This window comes from Streptomyces sp. NPDC058697 (assembly GCF_042715345.1).
GTDB classification, from domain to species: domain Bacteria; phylum Actinomycetota; class Actinomycetes; order Streptomycetales; family Streptomycetaceae; genus Streptomyces; species Streptomyces liliifuscus.
Genome location: NZ_JBHXSU010000003.1, coordinates 300,895 through 319,707, shown reverse-complemented (window position 1 = coordinate 319,707; position 18,813 = coordinate 300,895). Strand labels below are relative to the sequence as shown.

At 71.4% G+C, this 18,813-nt stretch carries 13 protein-coding genes; 8 read left to right on the top strand and 5 right to left on the bottom strand.

Annotated elements, in window-relative coordinates:
- The first annotated feature begins 127 nt into the window (after window positions 1-127).
- The gene (locus ACFWXQ_RS09280; protein ID WP_383941400.1) at window positions 128-1,129 is read left to right on the top strand and encodes a helix-turn-helix transcriptional regulator; all 1,002 of its coding nucleotides are present in this window, start codon (window positions 128-130) and stop codon (window positions 1,127-1,129) included.
- Window positions 1,130-1,243: 114 nt separating this feature from the next.
- On the opposite strand, the gene acnA is transcribed toward ACFWXQ_RS09280, so the two are convergent.
- A complete protein-coding gene (gene acnA, locus ACFWXQ_RS09275) occupies window positions 1,244-3,961 on the bottom strand; it encodes an aconitate hydratase AcnA (RefSeq protein WP_189841248.1) in 2,718 nt (905 codons plus the stop codon).
- A 401-nt stretch (window positions 3,962-4,362) separates the two neighbouring features.
- Between acnA and ACFWXQ_RS09270 the strand changes: the two genes are divergently transcribed.
- Together ACFWXQ_RS09270 and ACFWXQ_RS09265 are read left to right on the top strand one after the other, a co-directional pair.
- Window positions 4,363-4,566 carry a DUF4236 domain-containing protein gene (locus ACFWXQ_RS09270; protein ID WP_055614328.1) on the top strand — a complete coding sequence of 68 codons (204 nt, stop codon included), beginning with the start codon at window positions 4,363-4,365 and terminating at the stop codon, window positions 4,564-4,566.
- Between the two features lie 63 nt (window positions 4,567-4,629).
- Entirely contained in the window at window positions 4,630-6,159 is a 1,530-nt protein-coding gene (locus ACFWXQ_RS09265; RefSeq protein WP_383941404.1) for a helix-turn-helix domain-containing protein, read from the top strand.
- A gap of 168 nt (window positions 6,160-6,327) precedes the next feature.
- Here ACFWXQ_RS09265 and ACFWXQ_RS09260 read toward each other — a convergent pair whose 3' ends face one another.
- The 3 genes from ACFWXQ_RS09260 to ACFWXQ_RS09250 form a co-directional block, all read right to left on the bottom strand.
- Window positions 6,328-7,890 (bottom strand): hypothetical protein, encoded by a 1,563-nt coding sequence (locus tag ACFWXQ_RS09260; RefSeq protein WP_383941407.1) that lies wholly within the window; start codon window positions 7,888-7,890, stop codon window positions 6,328-6,330.
- A complete protein-coding gene (locus ACFWXQ_RS09255) occupies window positions 7,868-8,611 on the bottom strand; it encodes a hypothetical protein (protein ID WP_383941410.1) in 744 nt (247 codons plus the stop codon). Before ACFWXQ_RS09255 ends, ACFWXQ_RS09260 begins: the two co-directional genes overlap by 23 nt.
- Before the next feature lie 269 nt (window positions 8,612-8,880).
- Window positions 8,881-9,510, bottom strand: coding sequence for a hypothetical protein (locus ACFWXQ_RS09250; protein WP_383941413.1), 630 nt, complete (start codon window positions 9,508-9,510; stop codon window positions 8,881-8,883).
- 294 nt (window positions 9,511-9,804) lie between these two features.
- Between ACFWXQ_RS09250 and ACFWXQ_RS09245 the strand changes: the two genes are divergently transcribed.
- Complete coding sequence (locus tag ACFWXQ_RS09245; RefSeq protein WP_383941416.1) at window positions 9,805-10,512, top strand: 4Fe-4S single cluster domain-containing protein; 708 nt, start codon at window positions 9,805-9,807, stop codon at window positions 10,510-10,512.
- Between the two features lie 7 nt (window positions 10,513-10,519).
- Here the strand turns inward: ACFWXQ_RS09245 and ACFWXQ_RS09240 are convergent, their stop codons facing one another.
- Window positions 10,520-11,713: an Appr-1-p processing protein gene (locus ACFWXQ_RS09240; RefSeq protein WP_383941419.1), complete on the bottom strand. Its 1,194-nt coding sequence runs from the start codon at window positions 11,711-11,713 to the stop codon at window positions 10,520-10,522.
- A 287-nt stretch (window positions 11,714-12,000) separates the two neighbouring features.
- Between ACFWXQ_RS09240 and ACFWXQ_RS09235 the strand changes: the two genes are divergently transcribed.
- The 4 genes from ACFWXQ_RS09235 to ACFWXQ_RS09220 all read left to right on the top strand — a co-directional run bounded on the left by ACFWXQ_RS09235 (window position 12,001) and on the right by ACFWXQ_RS09220 (window position 18,802).
- Window positions 12,001-14,412 carry a protein kinase gene (locus ACFWXQ_RS09235; RefSeq protein WP_383941422.1) on the top strand — a complete coding sequence of 804 codons (2,412 nt, stop codon included), beginning with the start codon at window positions 12,001-12,003 and terminating at the stop codon, window positions 14,410-14,412.
- A complete protein-coding gene (locus ACFWXQ_RS09230; protein WP_383941425.1) occupies window positions 14,409-16,082 on the top strand; it encodes a hypothetical protein in 1,674 nt (557 codons plus the stop codon). Before ACFWXQ_RS09235 ends, ACFWXQ_RS09230 begins: the two co-directional genes overlap by 4 nt.
- Window positions 16,083-16,178: 96 nt before the next feature.
- Window positions 16,179-18,251 carry an AAA family ATPase gene (locus ACFWXQ_RS09225; RefSeq protein WP_386267887.1) on the top strand — a complete coding sequence of 691 codons (2,073 nt, stop codon included), beginning with the start codon at window positions 16,179-16,181 and terminating at the stop codon, window positions 18,249-18,251.
- A complete protein-coding gene (locus ACFWXQ_RS09220) occupies window positions 18,248-18,802 on the top strand; it encodes an FHA domain-containing protein (protein ID WP_383941431.1) in 555 nt (184 codons plus the stop codon). Before ACFWXQ_RS09225 ends, ACFWXQ_RS09220 begins: the two co-directional genes overlap by 4 nt.
- The last annotated feature ends 11 nt before the right edge of the window (window positions 18,803-18,813 follow it).

Here is an 18,813-nt window from a genome sequence, read left to right as displayed (position 1 = left end):
CCCGGAACAGCCACTCGCCCATCGCGTCGGCCCGGGGCAGCCACTCGCCCGGCGCGGTCGGACCGAAGCGGCCGCCGGCCCGGCGCGGTGTATCAGCCTTGACAAAGATCCTCTACCGTGCCGGGCCATGGTGAACACGGCATACGACACGGCACGACAGACCTCCGCCGCGAGCCCCTGGGCCGCGGTGGGGGTCTCCGCCTTCGACGAGCTGGTGTACCAGTCGATCCTCAACCAGCCCGACGCCGGTGCGGCCGGCTGGGCGCTGCTCACGGGTGGCCCGCCGACGCGGGTGCGCGAGTCCTGCAACCGGTTGCTGACGCTCGGACTTCTCCAACCCCCGGACTCCATGGGCGGGTTACGCGCGGTCGACCCACGGGTGGGGATCCGCGCGCTGATCCGGCGGCGCGAGACGGAGTCCGAACTGCTCGCCGCCACCGCCGAGGAGATGGCCACCGCCTACGAGGCCGGGCTGCTGCGCGAGGAACCCGCCCGGCTGGTCGAGGTCGTCTCCGGCGAGGGCGCCAACGCGGCGCGCCTGGAGGAGCTGTACGCACGCGCCGAGCACGAGGTGTGTCTCTTCGACACTCCCCCGTATCTCGCCCCGCGCACCCCGCAGTTGGACCTCCAGGCCGATCTGCTCAGCCGCGGGGTCGTCTATCGCGCGGTCTACGCGGCGACCGCCCTGGAGGACCCGGACGTACTGACGCACGCCTGGAAGATGGTCGAACTCGGCGAGCAGGCCCGGGTGTTGCCCTCGGTACCGGTCAAGATGCTGCTGGTCGACGGGCGTCGGGCGATGCTCCCGCTGACCGCCTCCGAGACGGGCGGCTACTGCGCCGTCGTGGTACGGCACTCGGCGGTGACCGAGGCCCTGCAGAAGCTCTTCGACCTGGCCTGGCAGCAGGCGACCCCGCTCGGGCGGACAGCCGGGAGCGGTGAACTCCCCGAGGGCGAGCGGGTGTTGATCAGGCTGCTGGCGGCCGGCATGAAGGACGAGGCGGTGGCCCGCCATCTGGGCGTCAGCCTCAGAACCCTGCGGCGCCGGGTGAGCGAACTCCAGGAACGGCTGGGCGCGGCAAGCAGGTTCCAGCTGGGGGTACGGGCCGCTCAGCGGGGCTGGGTGTAACCCCCTCCTCCCCCCGAGGCACCTCTCGCACACGACACGGCAAAGGGCCGCACCCCCGCCTTGGGGAGTGCGGCCCTCAACTGCCGTACTGGACCGCGTACTTGCGGCTTCCGCCTACTTGCGGATCAGGCTGCGCAGCACGTACTGCAGGATGCCGCCGTTGCGGTAGTAGTCGGCCTCACCGGGGGTGTCGATGCGGACGACCGCGTCGAACTCCACACCCGTGTCGGTGGTGACCTTGACCGTACGGGGGGTGGTGCCGTCGTTCAGCTCGGTGATGCCGGCGATGGAGAAGGCCTCCTCGCCGGTCAGGCCGAGGGACTCGGCGGACTGGCCCTCCGGGTACTGCAGCGGGATGACGCCCATGCCGATGAGGTTGGAGCGGTGGATGCGCTCGTACGACTCGGCGACGACGGCCTTGACGCCCAGGAGCGCGGTGCCCTTGGCCGCCCAGTCGCGCGACGAACCGGAGCCGTACTCCTTGCCGGCCAGGATGACCAGCGGGGTGCCCTGCTCGATGTAGTTGCGCGAGGCGTCGTAGATGAAGGAGACCGGGCCGCCGTCGACGGTGAAGTCGCGGGTGTAGCCGCCCTCGGTGCCCGGCGCGATCTGGTTGCGCAGGCGGATGTTGGCGAAGGTGCCGCGGATCATGACCTCGTGGTTGCCCCGGCGCGAGCCGTAGGAGTTGAAGTCACGCCGCTCGATGCCGTGCTCGGTGAGGTACTTGCCGGCAGGGGTGTCGGCCTTGATGGCGCCGGCGGGCGAGATGTGGTCCGTCGTCACCGAGTCGCCCAGCTTGGCGAGGACGCGCGCTCCAGTGATGTCGGAGACCGGGGTGGTCTCCATCGTCATGCCCTCGAAGTACGGGGGCTTGCGCACGTAGGTGGACTGCGGGTCCCACTCGAAGGTGTTGCCGGTCGGGATCGGCAGCGCCTGCCACTGGGCGTCGCCCGCGAAGACGTCCTGGTAGGACTTGTTGAACATGTCCTCGCCGATGGCGTTCGCCACGACGTCGTTGACCTCGGCCTCGGTCGGCCAGATGTCGGTCAGGAAGACCGGCTTGCCCTCCTGGTCGACACCGAGCGCGTCGCGCGTGATGTCCACCTTCATGGAGCCCGCGAGGGCGTACGCGACGACCAGCGGCGGGGACGCCAGGTAGTTCATCTTGACGTCGGGGTTGATCCGGCCCTCGAAGTTGCGGTTGCCGGAGAGCACCGAGGTCACGGCCAGGTCGTGGTCGTTGACGGCCTTGGAGACCTCCTCCGGCAGCGGGCCGGAGTTGCCGATGCAGGTGGTGCAGCCGTAGCCGACGAGGTTGAAGCCGACCTTGTCGAGGTAGGGGGTGAGCCCCGCCTTGTCGAAGTAGTCGGTGACGACCTTGGAGCCCGGGGCGAGGGTGGTCTTGACCCACGGCTTGCGGGTCAGACCCTTCTCGACCGCCTTCTTGGCCACCAGCGCGGCGGCGACCATGACGTACGGGTTCGAGGTGTTGGTGCAGGAGGTGATGGCCGCGACCGTCACCGCACCGTGGTCGATCTCGTACGTGGAGCCGTCGGCGGCGGTCACGGTGACCGGGTTGGACGGGGCGCCGTTGGGGTGGTTGGCCGGGGCGTCGGAGGCCGGGAAGGACTCCTTGCCGGCCTCGTCGGCGGTGTCGACGTAGTTGCGGACGTCGCTCTTGAACTGCTCGGCGGCGTTCGCGAGGACGATCCGGTCCTGCGGGCGCTTGGGACCGGCGATCGACGGGACGACCGTGGAGAGGTCCAGCTCCAGCTTCTCGGAGAAGTCGGGCTCGGCGGCCGGGTCGAGCCAGAGGCCCTGCTCCTTGGCGTACGCCTCGACGAGGGCGACCTGCTGCTCGCTGCGGCCGGTCAGCTTCAGGTACTTCAGCGTCTCGCCGTCGATCGGGAAGATCGCGGCGGTGGAGCCGAACTCCGGAGACATGTTGCCGATGGTGGCGCGGTTGGCGAGGCTCGTGGCCGCCACACCCTCGCCGTAGAACTCGACGAACTTGCCGACGACACCGTGCTTGCGGAGCATCTCGGTGATGGTCAGCACGAGGTCGGTGGCGGTGGTGCCGGGGGTCAGCTCACCGGTGAGCTTGAAGCCGACGACGCGCGGGATGAGCATCGAGACCGGCTGGCCGAGCATCGCGGCCTCGGCCTCGATACCGCCGACGCCCCAGCCCAGTACGCCCAGGCCGTTGACCATGGTGGTGTGCGAGTCCGTACCGACGAGGGTGTCGGGGTACGCCTGCCCGTTGCGGACCATGACGGTCCGGGCCAGGTGCTCGATGTTCACCTGGTGGACGATGCCGGTGCCCGGCGGGACAACCTTGAACTCGTCGAAGGCGGTCTGGCCCCAGCGCAGGAACTGGTAGCGCTCGCGGTTGCGGCCGTACTCCAGCTCGACGTTCTGGGCGAACGCCTCGTTGGTGCCGAACTTGTCGGCGATGACGGAGTGGTCGATGACCAGCTCGGCGGGGGCCAGCGGGTTGATCTTCGCCGCGTCGCCGCCGAGCTCCTTCACGGCCTCGCGCATGGTCGCGAGGTCCACGACACAGGGCACACCGGTGAAGTCCTGCATGATCACGCGGGCCGGCGTGAACTGGATCTCCTGGCTGGGCTGGGCCTGCGAGTCCCAGCCGCCAAGAGCACGGATGTGGTCGGCGGTGATGTTCGCGCCGTCCTCGGTACGGAGCAGGTTCTCCAGCAGGACCTTGAGGCTGTACGGAAGGCGGGCCGAGCCTTCCACCTTGTCCAGCCGGAAGATCTCGTACGACTCGTCGCCCACGCTGAGCGTGCTACGGGCGTCGAAGCTGTTCGCCGACACGACAGTCTCCTTCATTCATGTGCGCGTACCACCGCATCCTGCCGCCACGCCCTCTTGGCCGATCCGCTAAGGTAAGGCTAAGTTAGGTAACCCTTACCGGTCCGGGCGGCTGCGGCACGCCTCGGCAGATATCTCGATGTCGAGATAACTCTAGTACATGACCGCTGGGCGGTCATGCCCGGAGGGTGTGTCCTGTTGCACTGGAACGCCCGCCGACCTGCTCCGGAAGCCATCTCAAGACGGCCGAAACCGTGCCGCGGGGCGGCGGCGATCACGGGTACGGAGCTATCCCCGACGCGGACCGGGACCCGATTGGGGCCCGAACCGGGCCCGGAGGCAAGCGCGTTCGGCGTATCGACCGGCATCCGGGGTACCCGGCGACGGACGACAAGGAGGCACGCATGCCCCTCACATTCCGCAAGAGCTTCCGGATCCTGCCGGGAGTACGGCTGAACATCAACCGTCGCTCGTGGTCCATCACCAGCGGCGGCAAGAACGGACCGCGGCGCACACACAGCAGCACGGGCCGCCGGACCACCTCGATGGATCTGCCGGGCCCCTTCGGCTGGCGACGCACCACGACCAAGCGCCCCAAGCGCGGCTGAGGGACCGTCACCCACTCGGACCCCCCGAGATGCCCCATCTCATATCTGAGATAGCCTGCCGCCATGGCAGACGACTACCTCGTACGCATCGGCAAGCTCATCCGTGACGCCCGTCAGCACCGGGGCTGGACACAGACGCAGCTGGCCGAGGCGCTCGGCACCAGTCAGAGTGCGGTGAACCGCATCGAACGCGGCAACCAAAACATCAGCCTTGAGATGATCGCCCGAATCGGTGAAGCGCTGGACAGTGAGATCGTCTCGCTCGGCTATGCGGGTCCGATGCATCTGCGGGTGGTCGGCGGACGCCGGCTCTCCGGCTCCATCGACGTGAAGACCAGCAAGAACGCGTGCGTGGCGCTGCTCTGCGCGACGCTCCTGAACCGGGGCCGCACAGTGCTGCGCCGCGTCGCGCGCATCGAGGAGGTGTACCGCCTTCTGGAGGTGCTCGGCTCCATCGGCGTACGCACCCGGTGGATCAACGGTGGCGTCGACCTGGAGATCGTGCCGCCGGCCGAGCTGGACATGGGGGCGATGGACGCGGCGGCCGCGCGTCGCACCCGCTCGATCATCATGTTCCTCGGCCCGCTGCTGCACCGTATGGACAGCTTCACGCTGCCGTACGCGGGCGGCTGCGACCTCGGCACGCGGACGATCGAGCCGCACATGATCGCGCTGCGCCGGTTCGGCCTGGACATCGCGGCCACCGAGGGTCTCTACCACGCGCAGGTGGACCGCAAGGTGACTCCGGGGCGCCCCATCGTGCTGACCGAGCGCGGCGACACGGTGACCGAGAACGCGCTGCTCGCGGCCGCGCGGCACGACGGCACGACCGTCATCCGCAACGCCTCGTCCAACTACATGGTCCAGGACCTCTGCTTCTTCCTGGAGGCACTGGGCGTACGCGTCGAGGGCATCGGCACCACCACGCTCACCGTGCACGGCGTGCCGAACATCGACGTGGACGTCGACTACTCCCCCTCCGAGGACCCGGTCGAGGCGATGAGCCTGCTGGCCGCGGCGGTCGTCACGGAGTCCGAGCTGACCGTGCGCCGGGTGCCGATCGAGTTCCTGGAGATCGAGCTCGCGGTCCTGGAGGAGATGGGCCTCGACCACGACCGTACGCCGGAGTACTTCGCGGACAACGGCCGTACGCGCCTGGTGGACCTGACCGTCCGGCCCTCCAAGCTGGAGGCGCCGATCGACAAGATCCACCCGATGCCGTTCCCGGGCCTGAACATCGACAACGTCCCCTTCTTCGCGGCCATCGCGGCCTCGGCGCAGGGCAAGACCCTGATCCACGACTGGGTCTACGACAACCGCGCGATCTACCTCACGGACCTGAACCGCCTCGGCGGCCGCCTCCAGCTCCTCGACCCGCACCGCGTGCTGGTCGAGGGCCCGACCCGCTGGCGCGCCGCCGAGATGATGTGCCCGCCCGCCCTGCGCCCCGCCGTCGTCGTCCTGCTGGCGATGATGGCGGCCGAGGGCACGTCCGTCCTGCGGAACGTGTACGTCATCAACCGCGGCTACGAGGACCTGGCCGAGCGGCTCAACTCGGTGGGCGCACAGATCGAGACCTTCCGGGACATTTGATACGCGGATGCCGCCGCACCCTGCCCGACCTGCGATGAAGCTGGTCGGGGAGGGGGCACGGCGGCATCTGTGGGACTTCTCCGGGACGGTGTGCACCAGCGAGGCGATGGGCGAGATGGGTCTCGGCCCAGGTCTCTCGGCTGCCGGTGAACCGCCGCGGGGGTTGCCTCAGCGGCGCGGTGCCGGTGGGCGGCGGGTCGTGGACGGGGGCAGGAGCGGAGCTCCTGATTCGGTGCGTTTGTGGGCCGCCTCCGTGATCGCCGGGTCTGCCGCCGCCGACGTGAAGCCGTGGCGATGGGCCTCCGCCGCCGTTTCGTAGAGTTCGTCCGCCGCACGCAGCCGCGCCTCCACACCGCGGCGGCGCTGCTCGGCGCGGTCGCCCGCCGAGTCGACCCAGGCGCGTGCGGCCACCAACCGGGCGTGCGCGGAGGCGAGTTCGCTTCCACGGTCCTGGCGGCGTTCGAGCGCCGAGCGGAAACTGTCGACGTACGGGTGCTCGCGCAGCAGCCCTGCCAGGAAGCCGATGCCGCCGGAGAGCAGCAGGAGCGAGATGAACATCCAGTAGACCGTTTCCGGCTGGAGGTCCATGCGGTCCACCAGGGACGGAACCGCGCCCGTGTCCGCGCCCTCGAACGCGCCGGCCTCACCCGTGGCCGCCTCGACCGGCGGCTCGGCCAGGATCGACTTCGCGCGCAGGATGCCCAGGGCGACCGTGCAGGCCGCCCAGAAGCCGAGGAACAGCAGGGCCGCGGGTCCGGCCGGGCGACTGGCGCCCGTCGCGCCGCGCTCCCGCATCGCGCGACCGACGATATGTGGCACCGCCAGCATGAGTATGCCCACGGAGATCGCCAGCGTCGCGTTGAGCGCACGGGAACTGGACGTGCCCACGCCGTGGAGCGGTTCGAACGCCACCCAGTAGATGGGCACTTCGACCGCGAAGACCAGGGCGAGCATGAACAGGACCAGCTTGTCCGGCATCGCGGCCCTGGCCCGCAGCCCCTCCCAGCCCTCGACGGACGCGGCGACCGCGCCCTGCGCGGGCGTGGGTATCGCGGTCTGGCGCGGGTCGGCCGGTACGGGGTTGAGGGACTGGTATCCGTCGTCGGGGTCGGCCGGCGTCGACGGCGGGTCGAGGTCGCCCGCCGGGGTGGTGCGGTCCGGGGCGTCCGGCCGCGCTCCGCCGCCCGCCGCCGCCCGTTCGAAGCGTTCACGGACCGCGTCGCGCAGCCGCTGCCAGCGCATCGACCGGTGGGCGAGCAGGTCGAGCTGCTCGCGGGCGCGGCGCACGTCGTGCTCCGCCTCGACGAGCCGGGTCTGGGCGAGGGTGACCCCCGCCTCCTCCCGCACGATCCGGTTGCGGGCCTCCGCGTCCTCCCGCGAGGCCCGGGTCTCCTGGTCGGCGGCCTCCTCCTCGGTCAGTTCCCGCACGAGGCCGCGGCGGGCGGCCAGTTCGGCCGCGTACGGCGGCAGGATGCCGCTGGACAGCACGACGACGTCGAGGGCCTTGCCGCCACCGTCCTCCCTGCCCTGCTCCTCCGCCTTTTTCAGGAGCCGTCGCTGCGCACGGTCACTCAGGACCAGTGGTGTGCGCCGCAGGTCGGTCCGGGGCTGCCGGCCGAACGCCGCGAAGACCCGGCGCGGCGAGCCATCCTCGCGACGCCGTGCGCGGTCGGCCAGGGAACGCCGCGGGGCGGGCTCGTCGGGTCGGTTACTCGTCGTCGTGATGGACATGTGCCTTCGCCCGTGTCGTGAGGATGTCGGTCCAGAACTGGTCGAAGCCCTCGTAGGTGGAAGGCTTGCGGGTCGGGTTCTTGCCGTAGCCGACCGTGTAGAGATCCATCCCCTTCAGCGCGGGGAGTTTCCGGCCGGCCAGGAGCTTGTCGACCGCCCTGGTGCGCTCGGCCCTGGTCGCCAGAGGTTCCCTGGAGAGCCGGTACTCCGGGTCGGCCTGTTCGAAGTCGCTGACCGCGAGGACGGCCAGGTCCCCGCCCGTGTCGCCCTGTGTCTCGCGCAGGGTCTGGGCGATGCGGCCGAGCGCGCCGAGCACGTCCGAACCGTTCTGCTTCCGAGCGCAGTTGAGCATCTCGATCGACGCGCCGGCCGCGCTGTTGCGTGCGCGCTGCCGCAGTACCTCCCGGTCGTCGGTGCTCGTCCGCGGCTCCGGATCGAGGTCGACCGGCGAGTGACGGCACGACGAGTTCCAGGAGGAGGCCGTCACGGGAGCGTAGGCGAGTGAGGAGCAGTGGCGCTCGTCCAGGAACGGGAGGAGCGTCTCCTGGAGCTTCTTCTTGACGTCGACGCCGGTCTCGTCGCTGGTCCCGGAACCGGAGCCGTCCACAACGAGGCCGCAGGACACCTTCGCGGTGCCCTTGTCGTCGGAACTCCAGGGCGTACCCGAACAGCCCGCGAGGCCCAGTGTCAGCGCGGCGACCAGCGCTGTACAGGTGCGCACCGGAGCACGGTGCCCGCGCACCGGGCCGGCGGCCCGAGGTCTGCGCACGGGAAGGAGTGCGTTCATGTGACTCGCTTTCACAGCAGTGGTGGAGCGGTGGTGGGGCAGTGGTGGGGTGAATCGATGACATGTGACCCGCCGCAGACGGGCAGGTGCCCGAACACGTCTGATGGATCGATGGACCGATGGGCAGTGGGCCAACTGGCCAACTGGCCAACTGGCCAACTGGCCAACGGATCGACGGGCCAACGGATCAACGGGTCAATGGACTAGGCCGCAGGCCGGCCCGCCCGAGCGTGTCCCCCGTCCAGCACCCTCAGTGCCGTCGTCAGCACCGACGTGGCTTCGGGGGCCGCGGTGAGCCAGGAGTCGGGGTCGTGCCAGTCGGCGTCAAGGGAGATCTCGCCCGGCAGCCAGTCCTGTGGGCGCGTCCGCGGGGTCTCGTCCCCGGCGGACTGCCGCTGCCACACGGCGTCCCAGTAGTGCGCCAGCCGCAGGTTCGCCCCGCCGGCGATCGACTCCGCGCGGGTGCGGCACAGTGCCGCGGCCGTGCGCCATTCGGCGACCGAGCGGCCCCATCGGTCGAGCAGTGCGGGCGAGGGGCTGCGGCGCACCTCGTACTGGGTGACCACCGCGACGGCGCCGGAGTGGATGACGACCGCGAGGGCGTGCCGGTCCTCGATCAGCCGGCCGCGCAACTCGATGGCCGCGCGCTCCGCGATCAGCCGTACCTCCTGGACGTACGGGGTGATCAGTTCGGACGAATCCGGGTCGTACGCGGCGACCGTCGTCGGCAGCCGGGCCGCGTCGAGCCGTCCGCGCAGGCGGCTGCGCACCGCGCTGCGGAGATCGAGCCCGCACTCACGCAGGCAGCGCGTGACGCTGTGTCTGGTGTCCATCAGTGGTCCCCCTATGTGCGTGTGCCTTCCCCATGGCACGGAAGCCCGGCTTTTCGTACGGTCCGCAGCTCGGCGGCGTGGAATGAGAAAGCCGGGACGAATGAGAGTAGCGGAATATGTGATGAGAAACATATATGAGGAGCGAAAAAATCCGCACTCGTACCGGAACCGGATACCGACCGCTTCCGGTCCGAATTCCGTCCGGTTCCGATCCGGAACGGAACCACATCGGGATTGCCTCGCGCGCGGGCCGGGGCGAATACTTTTCTCCCCGTACACAACGGAGGGAACACCTTGGGAACCACGGCACGGCTGGATATCAGCGGCACCCACCTGCCACTGCTGACCCTTGGGCCGGGGGCACGGCTCGGCGTCTGGGTGCAGGGCTGCGCGCTGGCCTGCCCGGGCTGTATGTCACGGCACACCTGGGACCCCGCGGGCGGCACGCGTGTTCCGGTGGCCGACCTGCTCGGGCTGTGGAGACAGGCCCTGGAGCGGGGCGCGTCGGGTCTGACCGTCAGCGGTGGGGAGCCGTGCGACCAGCCGGCCGGACTCGGCGCGTTCCTCAGGGGCGCGCACGAGCTGCGCCGCGCCCCGTCCGTACGGCCGGCGTCCGACGGCGGGGCGCCCGACCTGCTCGTCTACACCGGGTACGAGGAGGACGAACTCACCACCGAGCAGCGGGCGGCGCTCGGACCGGCGGACGCCGTGGTCACCGGCCGGTTCCGCGTCACCGAACCGACGGACCTCGTCTGGCGGGGCTCGGCCAACCAACGGATGTCCCCACGAACGGAGTTGGGCCGCCTTCGCTACGGCCCCCACCTCGCGCGCACCCGGGACCCGCGGGATGTCGGACTCCAGGTCGTGGTGGACCGGCGGACGCGGGACGGGACGTGGCCGGTGCGCTGGTTCGGCATTCCGCGCCCCGGCGACCTGACCGCCATGGAGCGGGAGGGGGCCCGCCGTGGACTGCCGCTCTCGGCGCCCAGCTGGCGCCCCTGACCTTTTGTCAGCAGTGCTCGGCGCCCCGCAGCACGGGGATCAGGGCAGGGGTACGGGTGACCAGGTGGACCGTCCAACGGGGATCCGCACGCAGTTCCTCCTCCACGGCCCAGCGCAGCCAGCGGGCGGCCCGCTCGGGCTGCAGACCGCCGCGTCCGGCACCGAGCACGGGGAAGCACAGGGACGACAACGGGGGTTCGTGCGCGTCCCGTTCACCGGCGGCCACGCGGAAGGCGGCGGAGACGGCTTCGACCACCGTGCTCTCGCACGCCTCGTAGCCGTTGCCGGTGCGCCGGGGCACCGCGACCGCCGCGTGCAGGACCCGGCGGACCCCGCGGCGTGCCAGCGCGCCCGGGCCGGTGGGGACGACCGTGCCGGGCGGCACCTGGAGGCCGCTGCGGCCGTGCCTGGCCATCCAGTCGCGCAGCTCACGGGCGAGAGGGTCGTCGATGACCGCGTTGGTCTCGTCCCGTGCGGCCGCCGCGCGGCGCAGCGCCCCGGAGACGGTGTTGCGGAAGATCTTCGACATCTCCAGATACGTGTTCTCGGACGAGACCAGGACGTCGATGTCGCGCAGCAGCTCGATGGGAGAAAGGTGCACCTGGATGTCCGGGTGGGCGGGAATCGCACCGGGGGTCTTGTCGTAGTGCACCGGTGGCCCGGTCATCCGGGCCGTTGCGTGCGGGACGTCCGAGGGGGTGGCCCCCGGGAGAGGGTTCCCCTCCGGGGGAGCGCCCGCGCCGGCCAGGCCCAGCACCGCGTCGGCCAGGCGGTCGATGACCTGGCGCTCCTGGCGGTGCCGGAAGCTCTCCGTGGTGACTCCGAACACCGCGGCCGCCGCCTTGCGCCGCTCGCCGGCTATCTGGGAGGCCGCGCCGACGAGCCCGAACGAATGGGCCGCCGCGCGCGCGAGTTCACCGACCGGCCCGGCGGCGGGAGGGTCCGCGGCCGGGTGACCGCCGGGCGGCGGCACGGAACCGTCGAGCCAGTGGACGGCCGCCCGCAACAGGCGTTCGATCCCCGCGGCGGGCTCCTCCGGACCGGTGGGCAGGCCGGCGGCGGACGCCGCGGCGGCAAGACCGGGGTGCGATATCTGCCGTACCCGGGAGAGGCCGACCTTGCGCAGGGCACGCAGTTCGACGACGAGTTGGTGGTGCGGGGGAAGTTCCGAAGACTCTGCGGGGCCGTGTACCAGACGCATGCCAGCACGATAGGACCGCGTTCCCGGGGGCGGGGAGGGTTTCCGCGCGATCGGGCACAGTGCGGGCGGAAACCTGTCCGGCTCCGACACAGTCGATTATCTTTCGACTTTTTCTATAATTTTTTCACACCCTATCGCGAGGGTTGATTTTCTTTGATCGAGAAAAACCGGAAAGTGACAGATGATCGACGGGCGCGGCAGGGGTCATATTTTCGCGTAGTATCCGTCCACCTCCGGTGGAGGGACATTCCGGAGGCCGTACTTCAGCACCGGGCGGGGGAATTCACATGAGCACCGCGGAACCACTGGGGGACGACCCGGATACGGCGGGGAACGCCGTTCCGCCCACGGACCATTTCCCGGACGTCGAGTCCGACCCGGCGCGAGGCCGCGAGGCCCGGCCGCAGCTGCACGACCTTCCCGAGGAACTGCGCGGGCGCTTCGAGCGGCTCGCCGAACTCGGTACCGGACGCACCGGACGCACCGGTGAGCCAAGCCCTCAGCAGGCCGTGGTGCTGCGCGTCGTGGAACGCGAACCCAAGCTCCGGCCGGCGGGTGTCCCTCTCGTCTGGAAGGGCTACCACCACTTCTACGCACCCGACCCCCGGGTCCACGAGATCCTCGGCGACCCCGTCGACCAGCACGTCGTCCAGGTCCTCGACCGCGGCATCGCGACCGGAATGGTGTGGGAGGTCTGCCCCTCGGTGGGCGAGGTCACCCTCACCGAGTACCGCACACGCCACCAGGCACGGGAGGGTGCTCCACTGCCGACCGAGCACGTCCGGCGGGTGATCGAGCAGCTCCACCGGGCGCTGACCGCGCTGCACGGGCGCGGAATCGTGCACCGCGACGTCGCCCCGGACAACATCGTCGTCCGCGAAGGCCCGCACGAGGAGCCCGAGTTGGTGCTCGTCGACATCGGCGCCGCCGTGCAGTCGTCGGCGTCGTCGTCCCGCCCGGTGCGGCACTGGGCGGGCAAGCCGCTCTACCTCGCGCCGGAGGCCGCGGCCGTCGTCCAGACCGTCGCCCCGTCCGTCGACTGGTGGTCCATGGGCATGGTCGTCGCCGAACTCGCCCTCGGCACCCACCCGATCCGGTTGCGGGAGCGCAGTGTGGTCCTGAGACGGATCAGCACCGAGGACGTGGACCTGAGCGGCATCGCCGACCCCCGGCTGCGTGCCCTGTGCGAGGGGCTGCTCACCCGGTCCCTGAAGCACCGCTGGGGTGCCACGGAGGTCGGCCAGTGGATCGATCCGGACCGGGCAGACCCCGTACCGGTCACACGGGGTACCGCGCCCTCCCCCGCGATCGCCCCCGCGCCCGGCCCGCGCGTGCGGCCCTTCTCCTTCATGGGGCAGGACTACAGCGACCTGGAGGAACTCGCCGAGGCGCTCGACCGCCGCCATCCGGGCGCCGCGCGGCTGCTGTCCTCCGCGCCCCGGCGCAGGGAACTGGTCGAGTGGCTCGGCCAGTTCGTGCCGACCGGCCCCGCAGTCGGCCGCACCGCCCCCGCCGGTCCCGCCGACCCACTGGAGGACCTGCGCACCCGGCTGGCCGACGAGCCCGGCCCCGTCACCCTCGCCGAACTGCTGAACAGGCTCGGCCCCCATCTGCCCGTCACCTGGCACGGCATCAGCCTCGAAGGCGACCAACTGCCGGTCCCGGTCGACAGAGCGGTGGCCGGGGACCGGGACGCCCGCGACCTCGTCGAGGCGCTCCGCCACCCCGGACTCCTCACCGCCCTTGCCGTCCGTCCGGGCGGCGAACAGCTCGCCGCCACCGAGGAGCAGTGGCGGCGGCTGCGTGACGCCTGGGACGCGCAGACCGACGAACTCGCCCTGCGGCACCCCCGGCTGCGCAGGCGGGCCGTACGAGCGGCACTCGCCCGGGACACCTCCGTCGACGCCCGGCTGCTGCACCTGGCCCGGTTGCCCCAGACCGCCGGCGTCCTGAGCCGGAGAGCCCGCGCGGAGGCACGGCGGCTCGCCGTCGCCGTCCCCTGGTTCGAGCGGCTGCTCGACGAGGCCGACGAGCCGCTGCGCGCACTGGCCGCGGTGCGGCTCGCGCGCCTGGCCCAGGACGACGCGGGGCAGGCGTACGCGAATCTGGAGGAGCGCGGCCGGCAGGAGGCAGCCGCCGCCCTGGCCGCCGCGCGCGACGGACTCGACGTCGCGATGCGCCGACTCGACATGCTGCCGAACCTCGGCTGGGCGGTCCTGGGCGCCGTCCTGGTCTGCGCTCCGTGGGGCTTCGTCATTTCGTTCTCCGACGTCGCGAACCGGGCTCCCCAGTCCGCCGTCGTCACCGGCTGGCTGCTGGCGATGCCCGCCGCGTTCGTCGTGCACGCACTCGAACTGTGGATCGCGGTCCGCATCGGGCCACCGGGCTACCACCCCTCGCAGTCGCTGGCCGGACTCCTCATCGGCACCGCCGAACGGCCGAGCCGGTTCACTCTCGGCAGCCGCTGGGCACGGCTGGTCTCCACGGTGCTGATGGTGGTCCTGTTCTTCGGTGTCCTGCCGTACGTCCTGCTGTGGGCGCCGTGGCTGTGGCCCGTGGGAACGGTCGTCGCGCTCGCCGTGTGGACCGTGCGGCGCGACCGGGCCTGGCACCGGGAGCTGCGTCGGCAGCGGGCCGTCCAGGCCGCTGTCCGCGCCGGACGCACCCGGCCCGCCGTGGCGGGAGGGAGGACCGTATGAGCTCCGCGAACGGGCTCGCCGGCGTACAGGACGTATGGCCGACCTACGGGTACGACTACGGGTACGGCACACCTCCGGTCTCCACGCCCGTCTCCACGCCCGACGTCACGCCCGTCTCCACGCCCGACGTCACGAGCCAGCTCCCGCACATGTCGGTCCTCGACGTCTCCGACACCGTGGACAACTTCGCGCAGAGCCTGGTCCACGTACTTCAGGAACTGGTGGAACCGGCGGCCATCGCGCTCGGCGCCATGAGCGGCGCGCTGCTGGCCGGGCGAGCCGCCATGGCCGCCACCGGGGTACTCGCGCACGCGGCGGTCCGCGCCGCCGAGGAGCAGCGCTGTCTGCTGCGGCAGCAGGACATCTCCCGCGACGCCGCCCAGCAGTGGGAGAGCGCGGCGTTCGCCGCCACCCGTGTCAACGCCCGCCGCGCCGTCCTCGCGGGACGGCTCGCCCGGGCGTCACGCGGCACCCCGCCGGGCTCACCCCCACCGCCCGCCCCTGTACTGCCGCCGCCCGTCCGGCCGGAGGGCTGCCGTCTGGACGCCACCCGGGAAGCGGTGGCCGAGGCGGAACGGGCCGTCGAGCGGGCTCAGGCCGAGCTGGCGGCGTGGGAGTGCGCGACCGCGGTGGCCGACGTCGCGGACCCGCAGGACACCGCGTGGCAGGAGGTGCTCGCCCGGCAGCGGCGGACCGTGCGCCACCGGACCTCCGGCTCCACCCCGTCCACCCCGTCCACCGGGTCCGCGGAGAGGCCCGCGCGGCCCGCCCCCGTCGCCGGGGCCGGGGGACCCGGCGCGGACGAGGTGAACGCCGTCTCCACCGAACTGCTGACCGGCCTGCCCGCAGAGGCGACCGCCGAGGACACCGAACCCGTCGTCACCGCCCTGCACTACGCGCTGATATGCGCGCGGGCGGGTGACGGCAGCGGCGCCTCGGAACACGTGGAGGAGGCGCGCATCTTCGCCGCCGAGGCCGGCCGGCGCGTCCGACTCCGCGTCGAGGCACTGACCCAGGCGGCGGCCCAGCTCGACTTCCTCACCACCGAAGTGCCCTCGGACGTTGAGCCGAAGCCGCCCTCGGACGACGTCGTCGCGTTGCTGCGCAGGGCCGTCGAGGAGGGGCGTCCCCTCGGCGCGGCCGATCGCGACCGGGTGCGCGCGGCCGTGGACGAACGGCTCGAACACCTCGAACACCGCTGCCTCCAGCGCGGCACGGAGCAGCTGCTCGGCGCCCTGAGCGGCGGGGCGAGCGGCTGGCACGAGAGCGGGACCGGCGCCCGGTACACCGACCATGTGCCGCCGGGCTGGGAACCGGATCACTGGATCAGGGTCACCGTCCGCAGGGACGGCATCGATCTGGCGACGCACCGGGCCGGGCCGCCCTCGCCCCGGGACGCGGAACGCTGTGCGGAGACGAAGCGGTGGGCGGCCGACTTCGAACATGCGCTCGTGGACCTGGGGCTGGACTGCGACTTCCGCTTCACCTCGGAGGTCGTCGCACCGGGCACACCGGACGACGGGTCCGCGGCCGATTCTGGACCGTTCGAGCGTGAGCACCCGCGTTCCGGGCGGCGTGCCCAGGACGACCCGCGTCGCCGGCACGACGGGCCACGACACCGGCGGATCGACCCCCGGGGCGACCGCGAGGGCCGCGAAGACCGGCGATGAGCCGGACGCCGGTGTCCCTGCCCCTGCCCCTGCCCCTGCCCACGATTCCGGTGCCGCCGACCGGTGCCCACTCCACCGTCCAGAGAGGAACACGCAGTGAGTCTGTCCAGCGGATCGACGGAGAGCCGTCTCACCAAGCACGGAGAACCTCGCCACGCCGCCGCGAACCCTCAGCGGCCGACGCCCCCCTTCGTCGCCGAGATCCTCGGCACGCTCTCGGTGCACAGCCAGTTCGTGCTGCACGGCAACATCCGCGACCGGTACCTGGCGCAGCGCCGACGCGGCGGAGAACTGGTCGAGACCGATCGCAGCCTGCCCGAGTCGCTGTGGGACGGGCTGCGCCATCTCGGCTACGGCGCGCTGCTGAGCTACGACCAGATCACCGGCTTCGTCACCCTGGTCGGACCCGACCAGGACACCGTGGTCGAGTTGCTCAACGACGCGCTGCGCAGCCCGCGCAACGGACAGACCGGCGGCCGCACCCCCCAGCTCCTGGAGGCCGAACCGCTGCTGCGGGAGATCGTCACCGGGTTCCAGGAGCGCCGTACCGGGCAGCGCCGGGACGGACGGGAGGCCGAACCGCTGCGGCTGGCGCTGCTGATCGACTACTCCTCGCGGCTGAGCACCGACGTCACCCGGCTCAGCGACACCGAGAAGGACTTCTTTCTGGCCTGCGTCCAACTCGCCCAGCAGGCCGGGCCGTTGCCTCCCGCCGCCCACCTGCCGCCGCGCGACCCGGCGGGCGGCGGGGAACTGTTCAACCCGGTCATCTGGCTCGCGGACAGCGACCGCGACCTGCCGCACTGGCTGGTGAGCGGCTCCGAGCGCATCCGCGCGGTCGCGGTCCCCGGGCCGGACGCCGACGAGCGCGGGCGCATGGCCGAACTGCTGGCCTCGGAGCACCCGCCCGGCACGGCCGACGTCGAATCCGCGCCCCCGGACGGCACCGGAACCGAACAGGACGGGCCGTACGGACGGTCGCGGCTGGACCCGGTCACCGCGTTCGCCAAGGCGGCGGCCGGGCTGTCCCTGGACGCGATGCGGCAGAGCCACCGGCTCGCTCTGTCGCGGGGCATGCCGTTCGAGGCGATGCCGGACGCGGTACGCATCTACCGGCTCGGCGTGGAGAAGGACCCCTGGCGTTCCTGGGCGATCCGCGAGCGGATCGCCGGCGGTCGCAAGGCTCTCACCGACCGGGTGCGCGGCCAGGAGCCCGCGGTCACCATGACGCTCGACATCCTCAAGCGGGCGGCCCTCGGGCTGTCCGGCGCGCAGGCCACGTCCGCCGGGCACCGGCCGCGCGGAGTGCTCTTCTTCGCCGGTCCGACGGGAACGGGAAAGACCGAAATGGCCAAGACCGTCGCACAGTTGCTGTTCGACAGCGAGGAGGCCTACCTGAGGTTCGACATGAGCGAGTTCTCCGCCGCGCACGCCGCCGACCGGCTGGTGGGGGCGCCGCCCGGATACGTGGGCTACGAGGCGGGCGGTGAACTCACCCGTGCCGTACGCGCGGACCCCTTCCGGGTCATCCTCTTCGACGAGATCGAGAAGGCGCACCAAGGGGTGATGGACAAGTTCCTCCAGCTCCTGGAGGACGGCCGGCTCACCGACGGACAGGGCGTCACCACCTACTTCAGCGAATGCGTGCTCATCTTCACCTCCAATCTCGGGGTGCAGCACACCGACCCGAAGACCGAGAAGCGCGTGTGGGACGTACATCCCAAGGACGACTACTCCGACCTCGCGAAGAGGGTGAAGCAGAACATCCGCCATCACTTCGAGGCCGAGGTGGGACGTCCGGAGCTGATGAACCGCTTCGGCGGCAACGTGGTCGTGTTCGGCTTCATCACCGGGCCGCCGGCGGAAGAGGTCCTCGACCTGTCGCTCGACAACATCGCCGCCGCGCTGTGGGAGAGCCAGGACATCCGGCTGGAGATCAGCCCACGGGCCCGGGGGCAGCTCAGTAAGTACTGTCTGCGGGACCCGTACGCCGGAGGGCGGGGCATCGGCATGGCCCTGGAGACGCACCTGATCAATCCCCTGGCCCGCTCGATCTTCGAGATCCGCCCGCAGTCACTGCGCGGCACGCTCCGGGTGACCGACGTGACGGAGGATCAGGAGGACGGCTCCGTCGACCTGCGGGTCGAACACGACAGGGACCGTGGATGACCGACGAAGAGGACGACGACCCCTGGGATGAACTGACCCCCCGGCGTCCCGGCGAGGCCCCGTCAGCCGGGGCGGGGCCGCCGCCCCGGCTGGTGCGATGTGCGGGATGCGGGCGCAAGGTCCCTCCGCGTGTCGCGAGTTGTCCCGTCTGCGCGGCATCGATCGCGGACCAGGACCCCACCGAGGACGGCTCCGCGTCCGCGGCACTGCGGTTCTCCGGCGGTCTGGTGCAGGTGCGACTGCGCCCCGGGGACGTACGCCACCTCGGCCGGGACCGGGAGTGGGCGCCCATGACGGCCCGTGGGTTCGCCGACGAACTGTCGGTGTCCCGTCGTCACGCGGAAGTCTCCCTGCGACCGGACGGCACCCTGTGGGTGACGGAGTACCGGGACGGCACCACCCACGGCACCCGCGTCAACGGTGACTACCTGCTCCCGGCCGTGACACGGCAGTTGGCCGACGGTGACCGCCTCGTCCTGGGGCTCCATTCCGAGGCGACCGTGTCGCTGTGCGCTCCGGGCGAGGACCTGCCCGCCGAGGCGGGAGCCTGAGCGGACCCGCG